Below are 22,891 nucleotides of genomic sequence, written 5' to 3'. Positions count from 1 at the left end.
CGCGCGTATCCAGGTCGGGCGCATTGATCAATCAGGTGCTTGGTCGCCGGATGGATGCAAATAATACGCCCTCTGGCGGGCGCTTTGCTGCGGCGCACCCTGAACTCCGTCCCCGAAACCCGTTCTGTCGCCTTTTACCTGCCCTCGGGCACCTGCACCGGCAAGCCCCAGACCAGGTCTTCCGAGCCCTGCTTGCCCAGCGTCGTGGACTTTTGTGCAGACAGACCGCAATTTATCTGTGCAGTCTGACTACGCGGGTAAATTGCAGTCTGAATGACGTCACCCTGGACTATTCCTGACCCGATGCCTCGCCCATCGTCTCGCACAGCTTGCGAATCGCGCCGATGTCGCCCTGTTTCGCCATGCGCCGCAGTTGTTCGCTGAAGTCCGTAAACGCCGGGTCGCGCGTCTGGAGCGCGCGCGCCCAGTCGATCAGGTCCGAAATAGCGCCGCTGTCCAGAAGCAATTGCACCTGCGCCAGCTCCGCGCCTGACAAATGCGGCGCTTGCAGCGAAACCGGCTCGGCGTCGTTGCCTGATGGTTTGATCGCCAGATGCAACAGCTTGGCCAACACATGGCGCAGCTCGACCAGGCTGATGGGCTTGAGCAAGCTGGCGTCGTAGTCTTCCCCGCCCAGGCCCAGCGTGTTGTGCGGCGTTGCCGACACCGCGACAACCGGCAGGTCCGGCCAGCGCGCGCGCGCGGCGGCAAGCACCGCCGAACCGTCGACGCCTTCCATGCGGTGGTCCGTCAGAATCAAGTCGGGCCGGCGGGCGTCGTCAGCCTGGATGCGCGCGACCATACCCTGGCCATCGGCCTCGCTATGCACCTGAAAACCCATGCTGGCCAGTTCTTCGACCAGGAACTCACGGATCTCTGGCGTATCTTCAGCCAGCCAAAGATGCATGCCCGCTCCATCCAGCGTCGGCAAGACATGCGGCGCGGCGGCAATGTAGTGGTGCGAGATGCCGGACTCATCCATCTTCCTGACCGGTATCGTCACGCAGACAAACGTACCCAGCCCCACGTGGCTCTCGACGCGGATATGGCCCTGCATGCGCAGCACCCATTGCTGAACGATGGGCAGCCCCAGCCCGACACCCGGCTGGTTATCCGCAGACGCCAGCCGCTGGAAGGGTTCGAAAATGCGCTGCTGGTCTTGCGGCGCTACGCCGCAGCCGGTGTCACGCACCGACAGCGCAAGCCGCCCCGAGGCCTCGCCCGCGGCGGGCGCGGTGTAGTCGGCCGTCAAGGTCAGGACGCCGCCGCGCGTGAACTTGGCGGCGTTGTCGATCAGGTTGGACAGCACCTGCCGCACGCGCTTGCCATCCATTTCCAACACGGCCGGCACCGACTCCGACACCCGCAGCACGAACTGGTTGTTTTGCCGGGCGGCGATCGGGGCGGATTCCTTGGCCACGGCATCCAGCAACGCGTGCACATATTCGGGCGACAAGCGCAGCGCCTGGCCGCCCGCGCCGGCCGCGTAGTCGATCAGATCATTGACCATGCCCAGCATGTGGTCGGCGCTGCGGCGAATGATCGCGCCGCGCGGCGCGTCATCGCGGCCGCCTGCCTGGATCAGGTCTGCGAAACCGATGATCGACGTCAGCGGCGTGCGCAGGTCATGGCTGATGCGCGCCAGGAAGTCCTGGCGCACGCGGCCGGCTTCATCGGCCTGGATAAGCGCCGCCTGCAACGCCTTCGTGCGCTCGGTAACGGCCTGGTCCAGCCGCTGGTGTTCGCGTTCGCGCGCCTCGGTCAGTTCGCGCTGCACCGCCAACTTTTCCTGGCGATGCTGGCGCGTGCGCCCATGCACCAGCACGGCCAGCATCAGCGAGACCGACAACAGATCCCAAGCCACCTCAGGCCCGCCTTCCCAGCGCCCGGGCAGCAGTCCATGGATGAAGGCCAGCCGCAGGAACAGGCAGGCGCAATACACCGCGAAGGACAGCAGGAAGATCCGCGCATTGGCATGCCCGCGCCGCCAGCCGTCGGCCATGGAAACAGGCCAGACCAAGCCCCACAGAAAAACCAGCCCGACCAACGCCTGCGCACTGACGCGGTAATTGCCCACGGCCGCCCACACGGTGCCTGCAAGGCCCATGACGATCAGCGTGCCATACACCCAGCGCCAGAGCCGCACCCGATGCAAGTCGGCAAACAGCATCACCGAGAAGCCGAACACGGTAGCGGCGAGCGTGCCCAGCACGCTGGGCGCGCGCAGCACCGCCTCGCCTCCGCCCGTGAGCACGTAGCGGTACAGCAAGCCTTGGAAAGAAATGCTGTAGAGAATTTCGGTGATGATGGCGGCGGCCAGCAACAGGAACACCAGATCACGCTGAGCCATGCCCAGCACCCCGGTGTAGATGGCCACCATCAGCAGCGCGCCGATCAACAGCGCCAGGATCAGCGTGCCGCGCTGCGCCGCCCCCACGAACGCCCCCGGCGTCCACAAGGTGGGCTCCATGCTGATGGCCGAGCGGCTTTGCACCCGCACCAGCACCGTCATCCGCTCACCCGGGGTCAGCAGCAACGACGCCACGGACACGGAGGACGGCACTTCACGCAAGGCGAGCGGCTCGCGGTTGCCGGCCAGCAAGACTTTGTACGGTTGCCGCTGACCGTCGGGATACAGATAGAACCGCACATCTTCCAGCCGGGGCACGCCGAACGACAGCCAGCGCTCCAGGAAGCCTTCGGTGGGATTCTGCACGTCCAGCTTCAGCCAGAACACCGATGCGGAAAAGCCTTGGTTCAGCCAGGCGGGGGTCACGGGTTGCCAGGGGCCGTCAAGCATCTGGCTGGCGTCCTGCTTACCGGTCTTGTCCTCGATACCCAGCAATTCATGGTTGAGGTGCAGCCTGCCGGTCACGGCGCTCAGGTCCACGGCGGGTTGGGCGGGTTGCACAGGTTGCGCGGATTGCGCGGATTGCGCGGATTGCGTGGGTTGCACGGCTTCGGCCGCCTGCGCGCGCGCGGGCAGCAGCAGGCATGACAGGGCCAACAGCAATAACGGCAACGACCACAGCAACCGCAACGGCAACCGCAACGGCAACAGCAACGAAAGCGGCAGCCAGCCCGGCAAGCCCAGGCGACGATCAGGCATGAGGATCAAATTCCTGGCGCAAGGCGGTCGGCGGCATGCCGAAGCGCTCGCGGAAAGCGGTGGAAAAATTGCCGCGGTTGCCATAGCCCACCGCTTGTGAAATGGCCTGAATATCCAGGCCCGTCTCGCACAGCAGCCGGCGCGCCTCGCGCATGCGCTCTTCCCGCAGGAACTCGAAGACGGTGGTGCCCGCGCAGCGCCGGAACGCCTGGTTCAGCCGCCGCGCGTTGGTGTTCAGCGCCTGGGCCAGCGCCATCAGTTCGGGCGTGTGGTCCAAGCGTTCGCGCAGCAGCTTGCGCGCGGCGCGAAACAGAACGCCGTCCAGCGTGGCCCCTGCCGCGGCGGCGGAGGTGCCGTCTTCGGCGCTTGTCTCGGGCGCGGCCTGAGCCGGCGAAGACGCAGGCGTCGACGCCACCCGCAGATGAATCAGCAGGCGCAGGCGCACTTCCTCGAAATCGAACGGCTTGGCCACGTAATCGACCGCGCCCGCCGACAGCCCGGCCACCCGTTCGCTGGGCAAGGCTGCCGCGGTCAGGAAGATGATGGGAATGGCGCGCGTGGCCTGGTCGGCCTTCAGCAGACGGCAGGCGGCCAAGCCGTCGCAGACCGGCATGGTCACGTCCATCAGGATGATGTCCGGCTGCACCAGCTGCGCCTTGCGATAGCCGTCGTTGCCATCCTCGGCCACATAGACCCGGCAGTCCTGACTGGTCAGGAAATCCACCAGCAGCATGCGGTCTTCGGGGCGGTCCTCGACGACCAGCACGCGTAAACCGGCGAGCTGGCCCGGAGCCATCGGAAAGAAGGCGTCGTTCATGCCGCGCATTCTTTCATGCCGGCCGACGCTCGCGTGGGCAATAGGAGACAAAACCGAGGCCGCGGTTCGAATAATTTTCCTTGCGGCAAACCTACCTGGCATTCCAGCAAACCTCAGTAATGGAATATTTGCGTACTTACGATAATGTTTGTTACAGCGCGAAACTGGTTAGGTAACCACTTTTTCCGCCCGGCTGTCGCGTTGCCGCCACAGCCTGCCGGAACCTGCAATTCCTTGAATTTCCCTCTACCTGCCCAGTGACGGCGTCATGAGCGAAGGCCTATATCCGCGCTTGGCGGTTGCAAAAATGTTGTGTACCCAAGCGTGACTTATATGTCAAATAGCATCTATCTATTCCAAATGTAACAAGCCGCCGTCCGAGCACCCATGCGCCGCCTATCCCGATTCTGCCGTCCTGCCGCCCTCTGCCTGTCCCCCATTTCCCTGCAAGTTGGCCTTGCCGCCGCAGCCCTGGCGTTTGCCGCCGGACCGGTCGCGGCGCAAAACGTGCGCCCGCAATTGCCGTCGGCCGCCGAGCCGGGCCGCACGCTGCCGCAACCGGCCATGCCGGAAAGCATGACCACCGCGCCGCAGGTGACCGTGCAGCAGGGCAGCGCGTCCGAGGCCCCCGCGGGCGCCGACAAGCTGAGCTTCACGCTGACTGACATGCGCGTGGACGGCGTTACCCACTATTCCCCCGAGAAAGTGCGCGCGCTGTATCAAGGGCTGCTGGGCAAGACGATCACCGTCGCTGACGCCTTCAAGATGGCCAATGACATCGAACTGCTCTATCGCAACGACGGCTATGTGACCACGCGCGTCATCGTGCCGGAGCAGACCGTCGATGGCGGCGTCTTCCGCATCGTGGTGGTTGAAGGCTACGTCTCGGATGTGAAGTACGAAGGCGATATCGGCCCCGCGCAAGCGGCGGTGGAAAAGCTGGTGCAGCGCCTGCGCGGCGTGCGCCCCATCAATGTGGCCGAGGTTGAACGCCAACTGCTGCTGGCCAATGACCTGAACGGCCTGGTCGTGCGCGCATCGCTTGAGGCCTCGCCCAAGGAAGTGGGCGGCTCGGTGCTGGTGGTGCAAAGCGAACGCAAGCCGGTCGACGCGCGCCTGGGCTTTGACAACCGCGGCTCGCCCTACCTGGGCTGGAGCGAAATGACCGGCCAGATCACGCTGAATTCGTTCGGCGAACGCGCCGACACGTTCACGCTGAGCGGCCGCCTGGGCTTTCCGGCGTATCGCAGCCAGGCCGTCGCCGGCAACTACGACATGCTGGTCTCTGACAGCGGCATGACCTTTGGTCTGGCCGCCAGCTACGCCAAGAGCGAGCCGGGCCGCGACCTGGCCCCGCTGAACGTCGCCAGCGACGTGCAGGCCTACACCGCCACCCTCACCTACCCGCTGATCCGTTCGCGCCTGGAAAACCTGCGCGCCTTCGGCATGTTCGACGTGCGCAATGTCTCCACCGACATCACCGACACGCCCTTCACGCGCGACCGCCTGCGCGTGCTGCGCGGCGGCTTGAGCTATGACCGCACCGACAGCTGGAACGGCATCACCGCCATCCGCGGCACGGTGCACCAGGGCTTGAACGCGATGGGCGCCACGCAAGAAGGCGCTGAGCTGGCCTCGCGCGCCAAGGGCCGCTCGGATTTCCTGAAGTTCACCGCCGAACTGACGCGTCTGCAACAGCTCACCGAACGCCTGTCGCTGGTCGCCACCTTCGCAGGGCAATACAGCGCCAGCCCGCTGCTGGCCAGCGAAGAATTCGCGCTGGGCGGCCCCAACTTCGGCCGCGGTTACGACGACGGCGAAATGTCTGCCGACTCCGGCGTGGCCGGTTCGCTGGAACTGCGCTACGCGGTGTCCACCGACCAATTCCTGCCGCACGGCGCGCACGTGTATTCGTTCATCGACGGCGGCCGCATCTGGTCGCGCAGCGAAAGCGCGCCCCTGACGCACGCCAACGTGTCCTCGTTTGGCGCGGGCATGCGCGCCAACCTGAGCAAGAACCTGTACGCCACGCTTGAAGTGGCCAAGCCCACCAGCTCGGATGTCCTGACCCAGGGCAACAAAGATCCCCGCGTGTTCTTCAGCATCTCGGCGCAGTACTAAGCAGCGAACGACAAGAGACCGACCATGAATCGCAATTCCCGCAGCCTCGCCCAATCCGCTCGCCGTTCGCGCCTGAAGAAAGAAACCGCCCTGCCCGCGCTCAGCACGCTGGCCATGGTGATCGGTTCGCTCGCCACAGGCGGCGCGCACGCCAATCCCACCGGCGGCAACGTGGTGGGTGGCGCCGCCAGCATCATCGACCGCGGCAACGGCACACTGGACATCAACCAGTCGACCGGCAAGGCCATCATCAACTGGAAAGACTTCAGCATCGGCGCCAACGAGACGGTCAACTTCCGCCAGCCCGGCGGCAAGAGCGTCACGCTGAACCGCGTGGTGGGCAATGACCCCTCGGCGATCTTCGGCAAGTTGAACGCCAACGGCACGGTGATGCTGGTCAACCCGAACGGGGTGGTGTTCGGCAAGGGTGCGCGCATCGACGTGGGCGGCCTGGTCGCCACCACGGCGAACATCAGCGACAAGGATTTCCTGGCGGGCAATTACAAGTTCAACCAGGCGTCGTCCAAAGCGAATGCCATGATCGTGAACGAAGGCACGATCAGCATCAAGGACAGCGGCCTGGCCGCACTGGTTGCGCCGTCGGTGCGCAACTCGGGCGTGATCGAAGCCAAGCTGGGCCGCGTGGCCCTGGCGGGCGCGAAGACCGTTACGGTCGACTTCCAAGGCGACGGGCTACTCAGCTTTGATGCCACCTCGACGGTTGGCGAACTGCCCAAGGACGCCAGCGGCAAGCCGGTGTCGGCCCTGGTCACCAACACTGGCGTCATCCGCGCAGACGGCGGCACGGTGCTGATGACGGCGCGCGCCGTCAAGGGCGTGATCGACAACGTCGTCAACACTGACGGCATCATCAGCGCCAAATCGGTCGGTACGCAAAACGGCAAGATCGTGCTGTCTGGCGGTGACGCCGGCACGGTCAAGATCGCTGGCACGGTGGACGCCACGGGCGCTGGCGCAGGCCAGCAAGGCGGCAAGGTCGTTGTCACCGGCGAACACGTCGATGTGACGCGCAGCGCCGCCATCGACGTCTCCGGCGCCGCAGGCGGCGGCGAGATTGCACTGGGCAGCCTGGGTGTTGCGCCGGATGATGGCTCGGCCGCATTCAGCGGCAAGTCGTCCACCGTCAAGGTGGCCGCGGGCGCCACCCTCAAGGCCGACGCCATCGTCAAGGGCAACGGCGGCAACGTCACGATGTGGTCCAACGAGGCCACGGCGTTCGCAGGCAGCCTGTCGGCGCGTGGCGGTGAACAAGGCGGTGACGGCGGCTTTGCCGAAGTCTCCAGCAAGAAGAACATCGGCCTGACCGGTTCGGTGGACATGCGCGCGCCCAAGGGCAAGACGGGCCTGCTGCTGATCGACCCGACCGACCTGCGCATCGTTGATTCCAACGCCGGCTCGGGCGCGCTGGACGGCAATGCCGGCGACGGCACCGTCAACGGCGGCGACGCCAACGCGGCCAACAACACCGTGTCGCGCGGCCTGTTGGAAAGCCTGGCCGGCACCACGAACATCAAGCTGGAAGCCACCGGCCAGATCACGATTGCGGACATGGCCGCGATCAACCTGCAAACCACCTCGGGCAACAGCTTCACGCTGCGCTCGACGCAGACGGGCGGCATCCGCTTCGAGAATTCGAATACTGAAATCAGCACCCAGGGCGGCGCGATCACGCTGGAAGCCCTGGGTGTGGGAAGCACGCTGGACAACATCGGCAAGCTGACGAGCCGTGGCGGCGCGATCACGTTGAACGCCACCGGCGACATCAACCTGGCCAACGTCATTGACGCCGGCAGCGGCGCAGCGCTGGTGCGCACCAGCGCGGGCACCATCCGCAACACGGGCGGCGCCAACCAGGTGGTGGCGGGCAACACCGTCACGCTGGACGCCAGCGGCGGCAGCATCGGCGAGATCGGCAACGCCATCAACACCCAGACCGCAAAGCTGGCGCTGGCCACCGGCGGCAACCTGGCTGTGGCCAACCGCTCGGCACTGAACACGCTGGACATCACCAGCCGCCACGCGCAACCGGGCGTCAACAATTCGTACGAACTGTCGTCCGCCGGATTGACGTTCTCGCTGACGGACAACGGCAGCTATCAGCTGAACACCGTCAGCCAGGCCGGTCTGAACTTCTCGTTCACCGGCGACCGCACGATCAACGTGGGCACCATCGCGCTGGGCGCGAGCGCCCTGTCGCTGACGTCAACGGCCGGTGACATCCTGGCCCGCAACAGCCTCAACAGCATCGGCGCCAGCACCATCGCGCTGAAGGCCGCAGGCAGCACCGGCGGCAATGGCGCCATCGGCTCCTCTGCGCTGGCGCTGAACACGCACACGACCTCGCTCACGGCCGCCAGTGGGTCGGGCGGCGTGTATGTGAACAACTCGGGCAGCATGACGCTGCGCTCCATCGACACCACGGGCGCGCTGTCCGTCTGGGCCGGCGGTCATTTGAAGGTGGGCGCCATCAAGGCCGGCAGCACCACGCTGACGTCGAATGTAGGCAGCATCTTTGACGATGGCGACGACGCCACCTCGATCAACACCAACACGCTGACTCTGTCGGCGCAGAACAGCATCATCGGCGCTGCGAACCGCAGCCTGAAGACCAACGCCAGCAGCGTGTCCGCCACCAGCGGCACGGGCGTGTATCTGGACAGCACCAGCAGCAATCTGACCATCACGCAGGCACAGGCGAACAACGCCGCCATCGTGATCACTGGCGCGGGCAGTGTGTCGGCCAACAACGTCAGCTCGTCTGGCGGCGCCGTCAACCTGACCGGCAACAGCATCTTCGCCGGCCAGGTCAATGCGGGCTCGGGCAACGTCACGCTTACCGCGCGTGCGGGCAGCATCACGGGGTCGTCGGCATCGCTGATCACCGGCAACGTCGTCACCCTGCTGGCCCCGGCGGCCAGCAGCGCCTACACGGTGGGCACCACCGGCACCTTCCTGCGCACGGCGGCGGGTGAACTGCACGCCACGGGCGGCGGCATCTACATCAACCAAGCGCAAGGCTCGGTGCTGCTGGATGACCTGAAAGCCTTCAACGGCATTTCCGTTATCGGCATCGCGGACCTGACCGCCAACAAGCTGGATGCCGGCACCGGCACCCTCTGGCTCACTGCTCAGGGCGGCGACATCCTGCGCGCCAATGCCAACAGCGAACTGGCGGGCAACAGCATCAACCTGCAAGCCCGGCGCCATATTGGCACGAGCAGCGACCGAATCAAGACCGCGACGACCAGCCTGACGCTGGGCAGTGGCGGCGACATCTACGTCGACAACCCCGGCAAGACGCTGACGTCTCTGTCGATCAGCAACACGCACATGGACCCGGCCCGGCGCAACACGCTGCTGGTGTCCGCCCCTTACCTCGCCTTCGACGTCAATGACGACGTGGGCAACGCGTACGAACTGAAACAGGTCTACAGCTCGCTGCTGAACCAGTTCATCTTCAACGGCGATCAGACCCTGAAGCTGGGCAACATCCGCGCCAGCAGCGGGATCTCTCTGACGTCCACGCAAGGCAGCATTCTGGACGATGGCAACGCCGATACGCGGGTCACGGCCAGCGCAGTCACCCTGTCCGCCAATCAAGACATCGGCACGAGCGGCAACTTTGTCTCGGTCAACGCCCCGTACCTGTCGCTGGACACGCGCGGCAATCTCTACGCGACCAGCATCGCCGACCTGTCTTCGTTGACGGTGACCGCTCGCCACAAGGGCGAAGACGACCACTATGTGCTGGACGTGCGCGCGCCGTCGCTGCTGTTCAACATCACGGACGACGTCACCGGCCACACCATTCACGAGGTGCGCGACAGCAACTCGGTGAACTTCAGCTTCATCAGCGACCGCGACGTCACCGTCGGCAGCATCGATACGGGTTACAGCGGTTCCATCACGCTGAACACGACGGGTGCGATCAGCGACGACGGCAACAAGAACACCCAGTTGCTGGCCAACTCGGTGAACCTGATCGCTGGCGGCGCCATCGGCGCCACCGGCACGGGCTATCTGGACATCCTGACCAGCAACCTGTCTGGCTCGGCCGGCAATGGCGGCTTCTATGCCCAATTGCTCAAGCCCACCGGCTCCGGCAACACCACCGGCATCATCACGCTGAACAACATCACGGCGACCGACGCGGTGCAGATCGATGCGCGCCAGGGCGACCTGGTGGTCTCCGGCACGGTTCGCAGCTGGAACGACGACGTTACGCTGAACGCGGCCAACGGCTCCATCCTGGCCAATGGCTCGGGCAACGCGTACGCCGGCGGCGGCGACATCGCGCTGACGGCAGCCGGCTCCATCGGCGGCACGTACGCGGGCGCCTTGCGCTATGTGGGCGTAGGCGGCGTGGGTCTGGTCAACGTCCAGGCCAATGCGGGCGGCGACATCTACCTGAACGGCACTACCAGCGACGTCAAGCTGGTCACGCTGACGGCGGGCGGCCAGCTCGGCTACACCCAGTCATTCGGCACCACGACGGTGGGCAGCGTGCAAGCCACTGGCCCCGCGACGCTGGCCAACACCTCGGGTTCCCTCCTTGACGACGGCGACGCCGCCACGAAGATCCAGGCCAGCAGCATTGCGTTGTCGGCGGGCGGCCAACTGGGCGCAGCAGGCGCTGCACTGACCTTGCAGGCCCCGGACGTCAGCCTGACCAGCGGCGGCAACATCACCGTTGACAACCTGACGGGTCTGACGCGCCTGGCCGTTACGCGCAATGGTTCGGCCTACGGCTCCTATGCGATCACCGCGCCCAACCTGACGGCCTTCACGCTGACGGATGACGCCAGCGGCATCCACCTGAAGGACATCGCCAGCTCGACCAATCTGGACTTCGGCTTTTCCGCCAACAGCAAGAACATCCTGGTCGGCAACATCGATGCTGGCGCGGGCGGCAAGGTCAGCCTGGTTTCGTCCAACAACATCGCCAACGACGATCTGGCCAACCCCGGCGCCATCCGCGCCGGGACGGTCGCGCTGACGGCGGGGGCTGGCGGCTCGATCGGCTCGTCGGCCACCGGCGGCACGCTGGGGTTGAACGGCACGTCGGCGTTGAGCTTGACCGCGGGCAACAGCTTCTATGTCGCCAGCGACACCGTGCTGCGCAGCCTGGCCATCAACAGCCTGCGCTCGGCGGGCGCCACCAGCACCATCGCCATTGGCGGCGGTGCCGGCCAGACCATCAAGATCAGCGATGACGGCACCACGCAGTACCTGGAACAGATCACCGGCGGGCTGACGGACTTCAGCTTCACCGGCCGCAAGAACATCCAGGTGGGCGCCATCACCGCCACCAACGCGGTCAACCTGACCACGGCGGGCGGCGGCGTCTATTCCAGCATCACCAGCGATGCTGGCGCTGGCCGCATCACGGCCGGCACGGTCAAACTGTCGGCAACCGGCAGCGACAGCTACACCGCGCGCGACGCCAATACGGGCGCCATCGGCAGCACCGGCCGCGCCCTGCGCACCACGGCCAACAATCTGGTGATCGCCAACAATGGCGACATCACCCTGAACAACGGCGGGCAGGCGCTTAGCAGCATCGACCTGAACCTGACGCGCCGCGACGCCTACAACGACACGATTGCCGATACCAACGCCTATTCCTTTGCCGGGCTGGGCGGCCAATCGCTGTCGCTCAGCGGCGGCACCGTCCTGTTTATCACGGCAGACATGAACGGCGTCGCGTTGGCCATCAGCGCCGATTCCACCATCGCGACCAATACGATCAATACGGGCGCCACGGGTTCGGTGTCGCTGACCTCGCGCTACGCGAACAGTTTGCTCAACCCCACGATCTCGCGCAATTCCGGCCAGATCACCGGCAACAGCGTCAGCCTGAATGCACTGGGCACCAACGGCAGCGTGTCGGGGTCCACCAACACCAACAACCTGTCCATCGCCTCGGCGGGCAACGTCAGCGTCTCCAACACCAAGCAGTTGTCGTCGCTGTCGCTGACGGCGAACCACAGCAACACCACCGGCGCGCAGACCAACTCGTACGCGATCTCGGCCACAGGCCTGAACTTCTCGCTCGGCGATTCGAACGGCGTCAATGGCATGACGCTCAACAACATCACGTCCAACGGCCTGGCGCTGTCCTTGTCGTCGGACCGCACGCTGACCGTCAACACCGTCAACACCGGCGCGGGCGGCTCGGTTACGCTGGCCAGCAACGGCAACATCTACGGCAACAGCTCCAGCGCCAGCAGCCCCAACATCACCACGGGCGATCTGACGTTGAATGCGGGCTCGGTCTCGGGCACGTACAACACGGTCCAACCGCTGTATGTCAGCGTCGACACGCTGTCTTCGAATGTGCGCGGCAGCCTGTGGGTGTCGAACAACAAGAACCTGACGTTGCTGAACAACAGCGCCGCCAGCTCCGCGCAGGTGAACGTCACCAACGGGTCAATCATGCAAGGCGCCGGCGGCCGCTTCGTCGCCCCCGCGCTGACGCTGACCGCCACGCAATCCATCGGCGCCGCCGGCAACGCGGTGCAAACCGATACGCGCCAGCTGATCACACAGACCGGCCGCGATCTGTACCTGAACAACGCGTCGAACCTGTTCAGCCTGAACGTCACCGCCAACCACGCGAACCAGGCTGTGGACAACGTGGTCCAGGTCGCTGCCCAGGGCCTGACGTTCAACGTCACCGATACCGGCGGCTACAACCTGTTCGACGTGCGCGACACCACCGGCCTGAACTTCTCGTTCTCTGGTGACCGCACGCTGAACATCGGCAACATCGACACGGGCCCGGCCCACACCGTCAGCCTGGCCGCCAACGGCGCCGGCAGCAACATCGTGAACCTGTCGCCGACGTCCCACGTCACGGGCGATTCGGTGTCGCTGTTCGCCACCGGCCAGATCGGCGCCAGCCCGGCCGACAAGATCCAAACGACGACCAGCGAGCTCTACCTGACGAGCGGCAGCCACGTCTATGTGAACAACGACCGCGACCTGGCCAGCCTGTCGCTCTACGCGACCGGCGTAGCGCCGTCGACTTACGACATCACGTCGGACCAACTGGTGTTCAATGTTGAACACAACGGCCGCCTGCAAGTCAACGAAGTCCGTGACGACACCGGCCTGAACCTGTCGCTGGCCAGCAGCGTGGGCCAGGACATCGGCATCATCGACACGCAAACCACCGGCACCGTCCGCCTGTCCAGCAACAGCAGCATTCTGGGCAACGCCGACGACAGCCAGCGCATCACCGCGGGCCAGGTATCGATCGTCGCCCAAGGCACGGGCGGCATTGGCGCCGTGGGCCGCGAAATCAATCTGTCCGCGCCGATTGTCAGCATCCAGAATACCGGCGACGTCTACATCGATTCCGACACGCACATCGATTCGCTGTCGCTGTACGCGATGGGCAACGCCGCGCGCACCTACAGCATCAACTCGCCGATGCGCGACGGCAACGGCAACATCGGCTTTACCGCCACCGACGGCGGCAGCGGCAGCGCGGCTGGCCTGGTGCTGGGCAACATCACGGACGCGGGCGGCTTGAATCTGTCCGTCACCAGCGACCGCACCATCACCGTCGGCACCATCAACGTCGGCTACGACAACGTATCGTTGACCTCGCGCAACGGCTCGTTGCTGGGCGATGGCGATGCCAACACCAAGATCGACGCCGCATCGCTGACGCTGAACGCCAACAACGCGATCGGCGCCGCGGGCGCTGGCAACGCCATCGACACCCGTGTCAGCACGCTGACGGGCCGCGCCGGCAATGGCGGCGCGTACATCACGGTGGAAGGCAACACCAGCCTGCCCAGCCTGACGTCAACCGGCGCAAGCTCGGTCAGCAACACCGTTGGCGACATCGAGCTTGGCACCGTCAACACCAACGGCAACGCGTTCTCGGTCAACAACACCGGCGGCTCCATCCTGAGCGGCACGATCAGCAACGCCACCACCGTCGACCTGACGGCCAACGGCTCGATTGGCAACAAGAGCGCCATCCGCACCACCAACATCAGTGGCGCTACGACGACTGTGACGTTGAGCGCGCGCAAGACGGCCACGGCGGACGGCAGCATTGCGCTGACCGAAACCTACGGCTTGCGCGTGGCATCGGCCACGGCCGACGGCAACATCACCCTGACGGCAGACACCGCCGGCAGCGGCCGCGATCTGCTGGTGGGCACCATCAGCACCACCGATGGCGCGGTGGCGTTGAAGACCGGCCAAGGCAACATCATCGGTGTGGACAACAACAACCGCATCACCGGCAAGAGCGTCACACTGACGGCCGACTATGGCTCGGCACGCAGCATCGGCACGATCACGACCCGTCTCCACCTGGACACGCCGTCGCTGACGCTGAACACCCCGGGCGCCATCTACGTTGATAACCTGGCCGACCTGACCGACCTGACGATCAACCGGAACAACGCCACGGGCAATCAGAATGGCAGCAATGGGGTCCTGGCCATCAACGCTCAGAACCTGACGTTCAGCGGCGACGACAACGGCACCAACACCGCGCTGACCGTCGTTCGTGACACCACTGGCCTGAACTTCACGTACAAGGCGATCGGTTCGATCACCCTGCACGATATCGACGTAACGTCCAACGGTTCGGTCAACCTGTCGACCAATCCGTACTACTACACCGGCGGCTCCATCCAGGGCATGAACGGCTCGTCGAAGATCACGGCGGGCGACCTGACGCTGTCCACCGCGTCGGGCAACACCACCAACTCTATCGGCTCCGCGGGCAACGCCCTGAACACCCAGGTCAACAACATCTCGGCCACGGCCTCGGGTGGCATCTGGCTGAAGCAGACCGGCTCGATCAACCTGGGCAACCTGCGCGCGGGTGAAGACCTGTCGGTGACGACTACCACGGGCGACATCCTGGTGGGCGCGGTCAGCTACGGCACCGACAAAACGCTGACCCTGAACGCCCAGAACGGCAGCATCCTGGACGGCGGCGGCGCCATCTCGGGTTCTGGCACGGGCGCCATCACGCTGACCGCGAAGAATGGCATCGGCACGAACGATGCCGCGATCAAGATCGCGGCGCCGTACAACCCCGTGTCCGCCACCGTCACCGGCGCGGGTTCCTTGTTCCTGAACAGCACCACCAACCTGCTGGGCGGCTTGACAACGTCTGTCGCGAACGGCGCAACGCGTGTCACGTCGGCGGGCAACCTGGTGCTGACCAGCATGACGTCAGGCACCGATGCAGCTGGCAACGGCATCTCGGTGAACACCACCTCGGGCAACATCACCGTCAAGAACGTGCAGGCTGGCAGCACGCAAGGCCAGATCACGCTGAACGCTGAAAACGGCTCCATCCTGGCGGATGCGGCCGGCGCGACCATCAAGGCGTACGGCGTAACGCTGAACGCCCGCAACGGCATCGGCGCCAACAGCACACTGGGCCGCATCAACGCAACCGGCCAGCGCGTGGAAGCCACCACCAACGGCGCGATGTACCTGGCGGCGGACAACAACTCCGTCTACTCGTACCTGTCGGGCAACACCATCGACATCGCCGCGGCTGGCAACCTGCAAATCGCCAACGCCATCGCCGCCAACGGCAACGGCACGATCAAGATCGTCGGCAACGGCACGAACAGCCAGCTGGTTGCGGGCAATATCGACGCGGGCGTGGGTTCGGTCAACATCGACTACAGCAAGACCGGCAGCACCATCGTTGATGACCGCGAGCAATCCACGCGCATCATCGGCAATTCGGTCACGCTGAAGGCTGGCGCGGGCATCGGCGGCGCCGAAGGCTCGCCTGACAAGCTGCAGACGACCGCCGCCATCATCACGGCGGAAGTCACCGGCAACGGCTCGATCTTCCTGGACGACAACCGCGCGGCCGGCACGACGCTGAATTCCATCATTACGCAGAACGGCGCCATCGGCATCACCACGGCTGGCCCCACGCTGGTCACCAGCGCCATCACCAAGACCAACTCGACGGCGAACGACATCTCGATCGCCACGTCCAATGGCGACTTGTGGATCAACACGATCGACGCCATGAACTCGGGCGACGTCACGCTGAAAGCGGCTGGCTCGATCCTGGGCGCACTGCAGGGCAACCTGGTCTTCGGCAACAGCCTGACGGCGGCGGCCGGCGGCAGCATCGGCACGGCCGCCAACCTGGCCAACGGCACGGGCGGCCTTGCGTTGCGCACCAACGTTGCGTCGCTGGGCGATCTGACGACGGGCGCCGATGGCGCGGTCATCGTCCTGAACAACGTGGGCACGCGCGCCCTGACGCTCAACGGCGACGTCACCCAGACGGGCGACAACAGCTCGGTCTACATCCGCTCGTCGGGCGACCTGAACGCCAGTTCCGGCCTGTCCAACACCGCCGACAACGTGCTGCTGTCTTCGGCTGGCACGCTGACGGTTGCCGGCGCGGGCGTGCAAGCCAATGACACCGTCACCCTGGTGGGTACGCGTGACGTGGTCGCCGCAAGCGTCACGCCGCGCGACATCACCATCAAGGGTCATACGCTGAACTTCACGAGCGGCGCCGCAGGTGGCAACACCTTGTTGAAGACGGAAGTCGCCAACGCCACCATCAGCCTCACGGGCATCTCCGCTCCGGCCAGCCTGATCCTGAACAACACCGGCGCGTTGAACGCGGATCTGAACACGGCCAACGGCAACATCACGGCCACCGCCACCGGCACGCTGAACGCGTCGGCCACGGCCAACGGCAACAACCGCATCATCGACCTGAGCTCGCAACATGGCGATGTGACGTTTGGCGTCATCAATGCCGGCGCGGCGAACGGCGCGGTCATTCTGGCCGCCGCCGAAGGTTCCCTGGTGGGTTCGGGCGGCGACATCACCACCAACAGCCTGGACCTGACCAGCAAGAACGGCATCGGCGATGAAAACACCTCGTTCACCACGTCGGCGCGCTACCTCAAGGCCAACGTGCTGGGCGCGGGCGATATCGTGGTGGACGCCACCGGCGCGTTGACGCTGGGCCGCATCGCGACGGCAGACGGCGATATCCAGATCGGCGCGGTCGGCGACCTGATCAGCTCGGTGCAGGTGTCGGCCGGCAACGGCGGCGACGTCACGCTGGGTTCGTCCACCGGCAACGTCGGCTTCAACCACGCCATCGCCAACACTGACGTCAACAACCTCACGGTGACCGGTGCGCAGATCGGCATGGCTGCTGCCGACACCGCTGGCGCGCAGACCTATCACGGCAACGTCACGCTGTCCGGCGACCTGACCGGCACGGCCATCGACATCAACGGCAACGCCACGCTGAACGGCGCCAAGCGCACCCTGACCGCCAACGGCGCCAATGGCGACATCAGCATCACGGGCTCGCTAAACGGCGGCAATCAACAGGCGGTGATCACCGCCAGCGACGGCGACGTCACGCTGGGCGGCGACGCCCAGAACCTGGCCAGCCTGACCATCACCGGCGACCACATCGCCCTGCGCAACGTCTACAGCACGGGCGCGCAGCAGTACAACGGCGACACGACGCTGCGCGGCAACTACATCACGACCAACGGCGCCTTCGGCGTGGATGGCGCGGCCATTCTGGCCAGCGGCGTCAGCGTGGTGACGGGCAGCGGCGCGGTGACGTTCACGGGTGACGTGTCGGGCGCCAACACGCTGACCGTCAACACCACCGGCGCCTCCACCTACGATGGCGCGATCAACATCGCCACGCTGGGGCAGGCGGGCACGGGCGCCGTCGCCCTCAACGGCGGCGACGTCACCACCACCGGTTCGCAGTACTACGAAGGCCGCGTGGTGTTGGGCGACGACACCGCGCTTACCGGCAGCCTGGTCACCTTGCGCCAGGGCGCAGACGGCGCGCATGCGCTGGAGATCAGCGGCGACGCGTCGCTGGCGGGCGCCATCGGCGCCAACACCAAGCTGGCCAGCCTGACCGTGAACGGCCCGGCCACGCTGAACGCAAGCAGCATCGCCACCACGGGCAACCAGCACTACCAGGGCGCCGTGACACTGGGCAGCGACCAGTCGCTGTCCACCACCACCGGCAACGTCACGTTCGACGACACGTTGAACGGCCCGCGCAACCTCCTCATCGCCTCGACGGCGGGCGGCGACGTCAGCTTTGACGCCGTGGGCGGCGCAGGTCAACGCCTGGGCAACGTGACGGTCAACACCGCGGGCGACACCGCCTTCCACGGCGCCGTATATGCCGCCTCGGTGCAAACCGATGCGCCAGGCACCGTCGCCATCAACGGCGGCCGCGTCGACACGACGGGCGTGCAGTCCTTTGGCGAGCTGGTCACGCTGGGTGCGTACACCGTTCTGAAGGGCGGCGCGATCACGCTGGCTCAAGGCGTGAAGTCGACCGACGAAACGCAAGGCCTGGCCATCGACGGCGACGCCGTGATCAACGGCGCGGTCGGCGCGGGCGCCAACGCCCGTCTGGCTTCGCTGACCATCACCGGCACGGCGGACCTGAACGGCGGCGTCATCAACACCGTGGGCGCGCAGTCCTTCCAAGGCGACGTCACGCTGTCCAACGATCTGGTGGTCAATACCCAGGGCGCGGCGGGCAGCAACGTCAGCTTCGGCGGCAAGGTCGCCAGCACCCCTGGCGACGCCAACGGCCTGACGATCAACGCGGGCCTGGGCAACGTGACCCTGGCGGACCAGGTCGGCGACAACGCCGGCGCCCGTCTGGGCGCGCTGACCATCAACAGCAATGGCGCCACCACGTTGGACGGCGCGGTGTATGCAGGCTCGGTCACGACCAACGCCGGCGGCACGCTGGCGCTGAACGGCGGTCTGGTCGACACGACCGGCACGCAGTCCTACGGCGAACGGGCTGTGCTGGGCGCGAACACGGTGCTCAAGGGCAGCACCGTCACGCTGGCGCAAGGCGCGGATTCGGTTGACGAAACCCAAGCCCTGACCATCACCGGCAACGCCGTGATCAACGGCGCGTTGGGCGACAACGCGCGCCTGGCGTCCTTGACCATCTCCGGCACGGCTGACCTGAACGGCGGCAGCATCGACACCGTTGGCGCACAGTCCTACCAAGGCAACGTCACGCTGTCCGATGATCTGGACATTCACACCGCCAACAGCAACGTCACGTTCCACGGCACCATCGCCAGCGCAGCGGGCGAAGCCAACCACCTGACGATCGGCGCAGGCAACGGCAACGTCAACGTTGTGGGCGCGGTGGGCAACGCCACCACTGCCCGCCTGGGCGATGTGGCCATCAACAGCAACGGCGCAACCACGCTGGGCGGCGCGATGTACGCCGCATCCGTCACCACCGATGCGGGCGGCACGCTCGCCATCAACGGCGGTTTGGTCGACACCACCGGCACGCAGTCCTACGGCGAACTGGCCGTGCTGGGCGCGAACACGGTGCTCAAGGGCAGCAACGTTACGCTGGCGCAAGGCGCGGATTCGGTTGATGAAACCCAAGGCCTGACCATCGACGGCAACGCCGTGATCAACGGCGCGGTGGGCGACAACGCCCGCCTGGCCGCGCTGACCATCACCGGCGCGTCGGAACTGGGCGGCGGCACGATCAACACCGTGGGCGCGCAGTCCTACCAAGGCAACGTCACCCTGTCCGACGAGCTGGTGGTCAACACCAACGGCGCGGCCGGCAGCAACGTCAGCTTCGGCGGCGCCATCGCCAGCACGGACGGCGACGCCAACGGCCTGACGATCAACGCAGGTCTGGGCAACGTCACCCTGTCGGGCAAGGCCGGCGACGACGCTGGCGCCCGCCTGGGTGCACTGGCCATCAACAGCAGCGGCGCCACCCAGCTGGACGGCGAGGTCTATGCCGCTTCGGTCAACACCGACGCAGGCGGCACGCTTGCCATCAACGGCGGTTTGGTCGACACGACCGGCACGCAGTTCTACGGCGAACTGGCCGTGCTGGGCGCGGATACGGTGCTCAAGGGCAGCAACGTGACGCTGGCGCAAGGCGCGGATTCGGTTGACGAAACCCAAGGCCTGACCATCGACGGCAACGCCGTGGTCAATGGCGCACTGGGTAACGGCACCGACGCCCGCCTGGCCTCGCTGACCATCACCGGCGACGCAGAACTGGGCGGCGGCACGATCAACACGGTTGGCGCGCAGTCGTATCAAGGCAACGTCACGCTGACCGACGATCTGGACAGCCGCAGCGCCAATGGCGACGTCACCTTCGGCGGCACGCTGGTGAGCTCGGCGCAGGACGGCCACGGCCTGTCGCTGGCGACTGGCGCGGGCAACGTCACCTTCTCGGGCGCAGTGGGCGACGACGCCGACGGCCGCCTGGGTGACATCACCGTCGCCAGCAACGGCGCGACGACGTTGGACGGCGCGGTGTACGCGGCCTCCATCACCACCGATGCCGGCGGCACGCTCGCCATCAACGGCGGCTTGGTCGACACGACCGGCACGCAGTCCTACGGCGAACTGGCCGTGCTGGGCGCGGATACCGTGTTGAAGGGCAGCACCGTCAGCCTGTTGGGCGGCGGCGACGGCGCACACGGCTTGACGATTGACGGCGACGCCGTGTTGAAGGGCGCGTTCGGTGCGCAAGACGCACTGGCCAGCCTGACGGTGAACGGCACGTCCAGCCTGGATGGCAGCATCGGCACCACGGGCGAGCAGTCGTACAACGGCCCCGTCACGCTGGACGGCGATGTCACGCTGACCACGCAAGGCGGCAACATCGCGTTCAACGACACGGTCGCCAGCAGCCAAGGCGATGGCCATGGCCTGTCGCTGTCCACGGGCGCAGGCGACGTCACCTTCACGGGCACCGTCGGCGACGCCACGGGCGGCCGTCTGGGCGACATCACCATCGCCAGCAACGGCGCGACGACGCTGGACGGCGCGGTGTACGCGGCATCGATCACGTCGGATGCCGGCGGCACGCTCGCCATCAACGGCGGCTTGGTCGACACGACCGGCACGCAGTCCTACGGCGAACTGGCCGTGTTGGGCGGCGACACGGTATTGAAGGGCAGCACCGTCAGCCTGTTGGGCGGCGGTGACGGCGCACACGACCTGACGATCGACGGCGACGCCGTGCTGAAGGGCCCGTTCGGCGCGCAAGACGCGCTGGCCAGCCTGACGGTCAACGGCAAGTCCACGCTGGGTGAAGGCAGCATCGCCACCACGGGCGACCAGTCGTACAAGGGCGCGGTCACGCTGGGCGGCAACGTCTTGGTGGCCAGCCGCGACGGCGATATCGGCTTCAACGACTCAGTTGACGGCACGCACGATCTGGCGGTCTCGGCAGGCAAGGGTGACGTCACCTTCGCCGGCCCGGTGGGCCAGGATTCACGTCTGGGCGATGTGACGATCAACGCCGCGGGCGATACCGTGCTGGACGGCCCGGTCCGCACCGCCTCGCTGCAAACCAGCGGCAACGGCGACCTGCTGATCAACGGCGGTTCGGTCAACACCACGGGCTCGCAGCAATACGGCCAGCACGTGATCCTGTCTGGCGCGGACACCACGCTGACCGGCACCAACGTGCAACTGAAGGCCGGCGTGGACGGCACCGAGCCGGGCCAACAAGGCCTGATCATTGCCGGCAACGCCGACATTCAGGGCGACGTCGGCGGCACCACGCCGCTGCGCGGCCTGGCCGTCCAAGGCACGACCACAATGGGTCCGGGCAAGGTCGTCACCACGGGTGACCAGGTCTACACCGGCGCGGTCACGCTGACGGGCGACCGCGAACTGACCAGCAGCACGGGCTCCGTCGTGCTGGGCAGCAAGTTGGACGGCGGCAATGGCAATAACCTGGCCATCAACGCCGGCAAGAACGTGCAGGTGGCGGGCGACGCCACCGGCCTGGGTTCGCTGACCTTGCGCGCCGTCGACACCATTGTGTTCAACGGTGACGTCAGCGCCTACCGCGTGCAGCAGCTGGAGGCCAAGTCCGCCAGCTACAACGGCGCGGTGCGTGCCACGGGACCGGACGGCATCGACATCTCGGGCGGCACCGTGTCGTTCGGCAAGGACGTCACCGCCGACACCGGCGCGATCCGTGTCACCAATACCGACCCGGCCGGCACGACGACGTTTGCCGCCGGCTCCACGGTCAAGGCCGCCACGGGCTTCACCCAGACCGGCGGCGCCGGCCTGACGCTGCCCGCGCAACTGCTGGTGACCCAAGGCCCCATCAACCTGGGCGCCCCGGCCACGCTGCAAGGCGCGAATGCCACCATCAGCACCAACGGCAACATCACCGCCGTCGGCCTGTCTGGTCCGCAAACGACGTTGACGCTGGCCGCCGGCCCGCTGGGCGCGCTGCGCATCGGCTTGAACGACGGCAACCTGAGCCACAAGCTGGACGTGGCCGGGCTGATCGTTCCCACCGCCGGTTCGGCCGACGTGTGGGGCACGGTCGGTGGCAAGACGGGCGCCCTGGCGGCTGCTTCCATCAAGAGCTCGCTGGTGGGTTCGCCGTATTACCTGAACGGCGTCACGTGGGGGCCGACGGGCACCATCGACCGCCTGGCCGCCATCACCGCGCCGCAGCCGATCATCCCGACCACGCCTACCGCCGATTCTTTGTTCCGTGGTACGGTCCCGCCTGATGGTTTCGGCCCTGATGCGCTGAATGCATACGCCGATCCGCAGGTGCTGAAGGTGGCCGCTGCGAGCTTTAACTGGCTGCTGCCTTCCGGCGACAACGCCATGCTGAACGTACCGGCCGGCAACACGTCGGTACTGCAAGCCCCGGGCAGCAACCCGCAACAACCTGTCGCCGAAGGCAATCCGTCTTCCGACGACGAGCGTCGCGACAACGACGCGCAATCCCGCACTCTTTGATTCGA

4 protein-coding genes are annotated in these 22,891 nt (G+C 66.2%); 2 read left to right on the top strand and 2 right to left on the bottom strand.

Annotated elements, in window-relative coordinates; genetic code table 11:
- Nucleotides 1-289: 289 nt before the first annotated feature.
- Both AC1DB0_RS29165 and AC1DB0_RS29160 read right to left on the bottom strand, forming a co-directional pair.
- The gene (locus AC1DB0_RS29165; protein WP_476758073.1) at nt 290-3,109 is read right to left on the bottom strand and encodes a hybrid sensor histidine kinase/response regulator; all 2,820 of its coding nucleotides are present in this window, start codon (nt 3,107-3,109) and stop codon (nt 290-292) included.
- Nucleotides 3,102-3,935: a response regulator transcription factor gene (locus AC1DB0_RS29160; protein ID WP_054423052.1), complete on the bottom strand. Its 834-nt coding sequence runs from the start codon at nt 3,933-3,935 to the stop codon at nt 3,102-3,104. Before AC1DB0_RS29160 ends, AC1DB0_RS29165 begins: the two co-directional genes overlap by 8 nt.
- A 378-nt stretch (nt 3,936-4,313) precedes the next feature.
- On the opposite strand from AC1DB0_RS29160, the gene AC1DB0_RS29155 reads away from it, so the two are divergent.
- Both AC1DB0_RS29155 and AC1DB0_RS29150 read left to right on the top strand, forming a co-directional pair.
- Complete coding sequence (locus AC1DB0_RS29155) at nt 4,314-6,047, top strand: ShlB/FhaC/HecB family hemolysin secretion/activation protein (protein ID WP_476758074.1); 1,734 nt, start codon at nt 4,314-4,316, stop codon at nt 6,045-6,047.
- A 24-nt stretch (nt 6,048-6,071) separates the two neighbouring features.
- On the top strand, nt 6,072-22,886 hold the full coding sequence (locus AC1DB0_RS29150) for a filamentous hemagglutinin N-terminal domain-containing protein (protein ID WP_476758075.1): 16,815 nt from the start codon (nt 6,072-6,074) through the stop codon (nt 22,884-22,886).
- Nucleotides 22,887-22,891 lie beyond the last annotated feature (5 nt).

The sequence above is a fragment of the Achromobacter sp. 10T422 genome, assembly GCF_056394065.1.
Note: the sequence above shows the minus strand (reverse complement) of the source record. Positions and strands in the feature narration are given on the sequence as shown.

Excerpts from the sequence above, each read along its gene's own strand:
- AC1DB0_RS29165 (WP_476758073.1), bottom strand. The coding sequence starts at position 3,109 with ATGCCTGATCGTCGCCTGGGCTTGCCGGGCTGGCTGCCGCTTTCGTTG.
- AC1DB0_RS29160 (WP_054423052.1), bottom strand. The coding sequence starts at position 3,935 with ATGCGCGGCATGAACGACGCCTTCTTTCCGATGGCTCCGGGCCAGCTC.
- AC1DB0_RS29155 (WP_476758074.1), top strand. The coding sequence starts at position 4,314 with ATGCGCCGCCTATCCCGATTCTGCCGTCCTGCCGCCCTCTGCCTGTCC.
- AC1DB0_RS29150 (WP_476758075.1), top strand. The coding sequence starts at position 6,072 with ATGAATCGCAATTCCCGCAGCCTCGCCCAATCCGCTCGCCGTTCGCGC.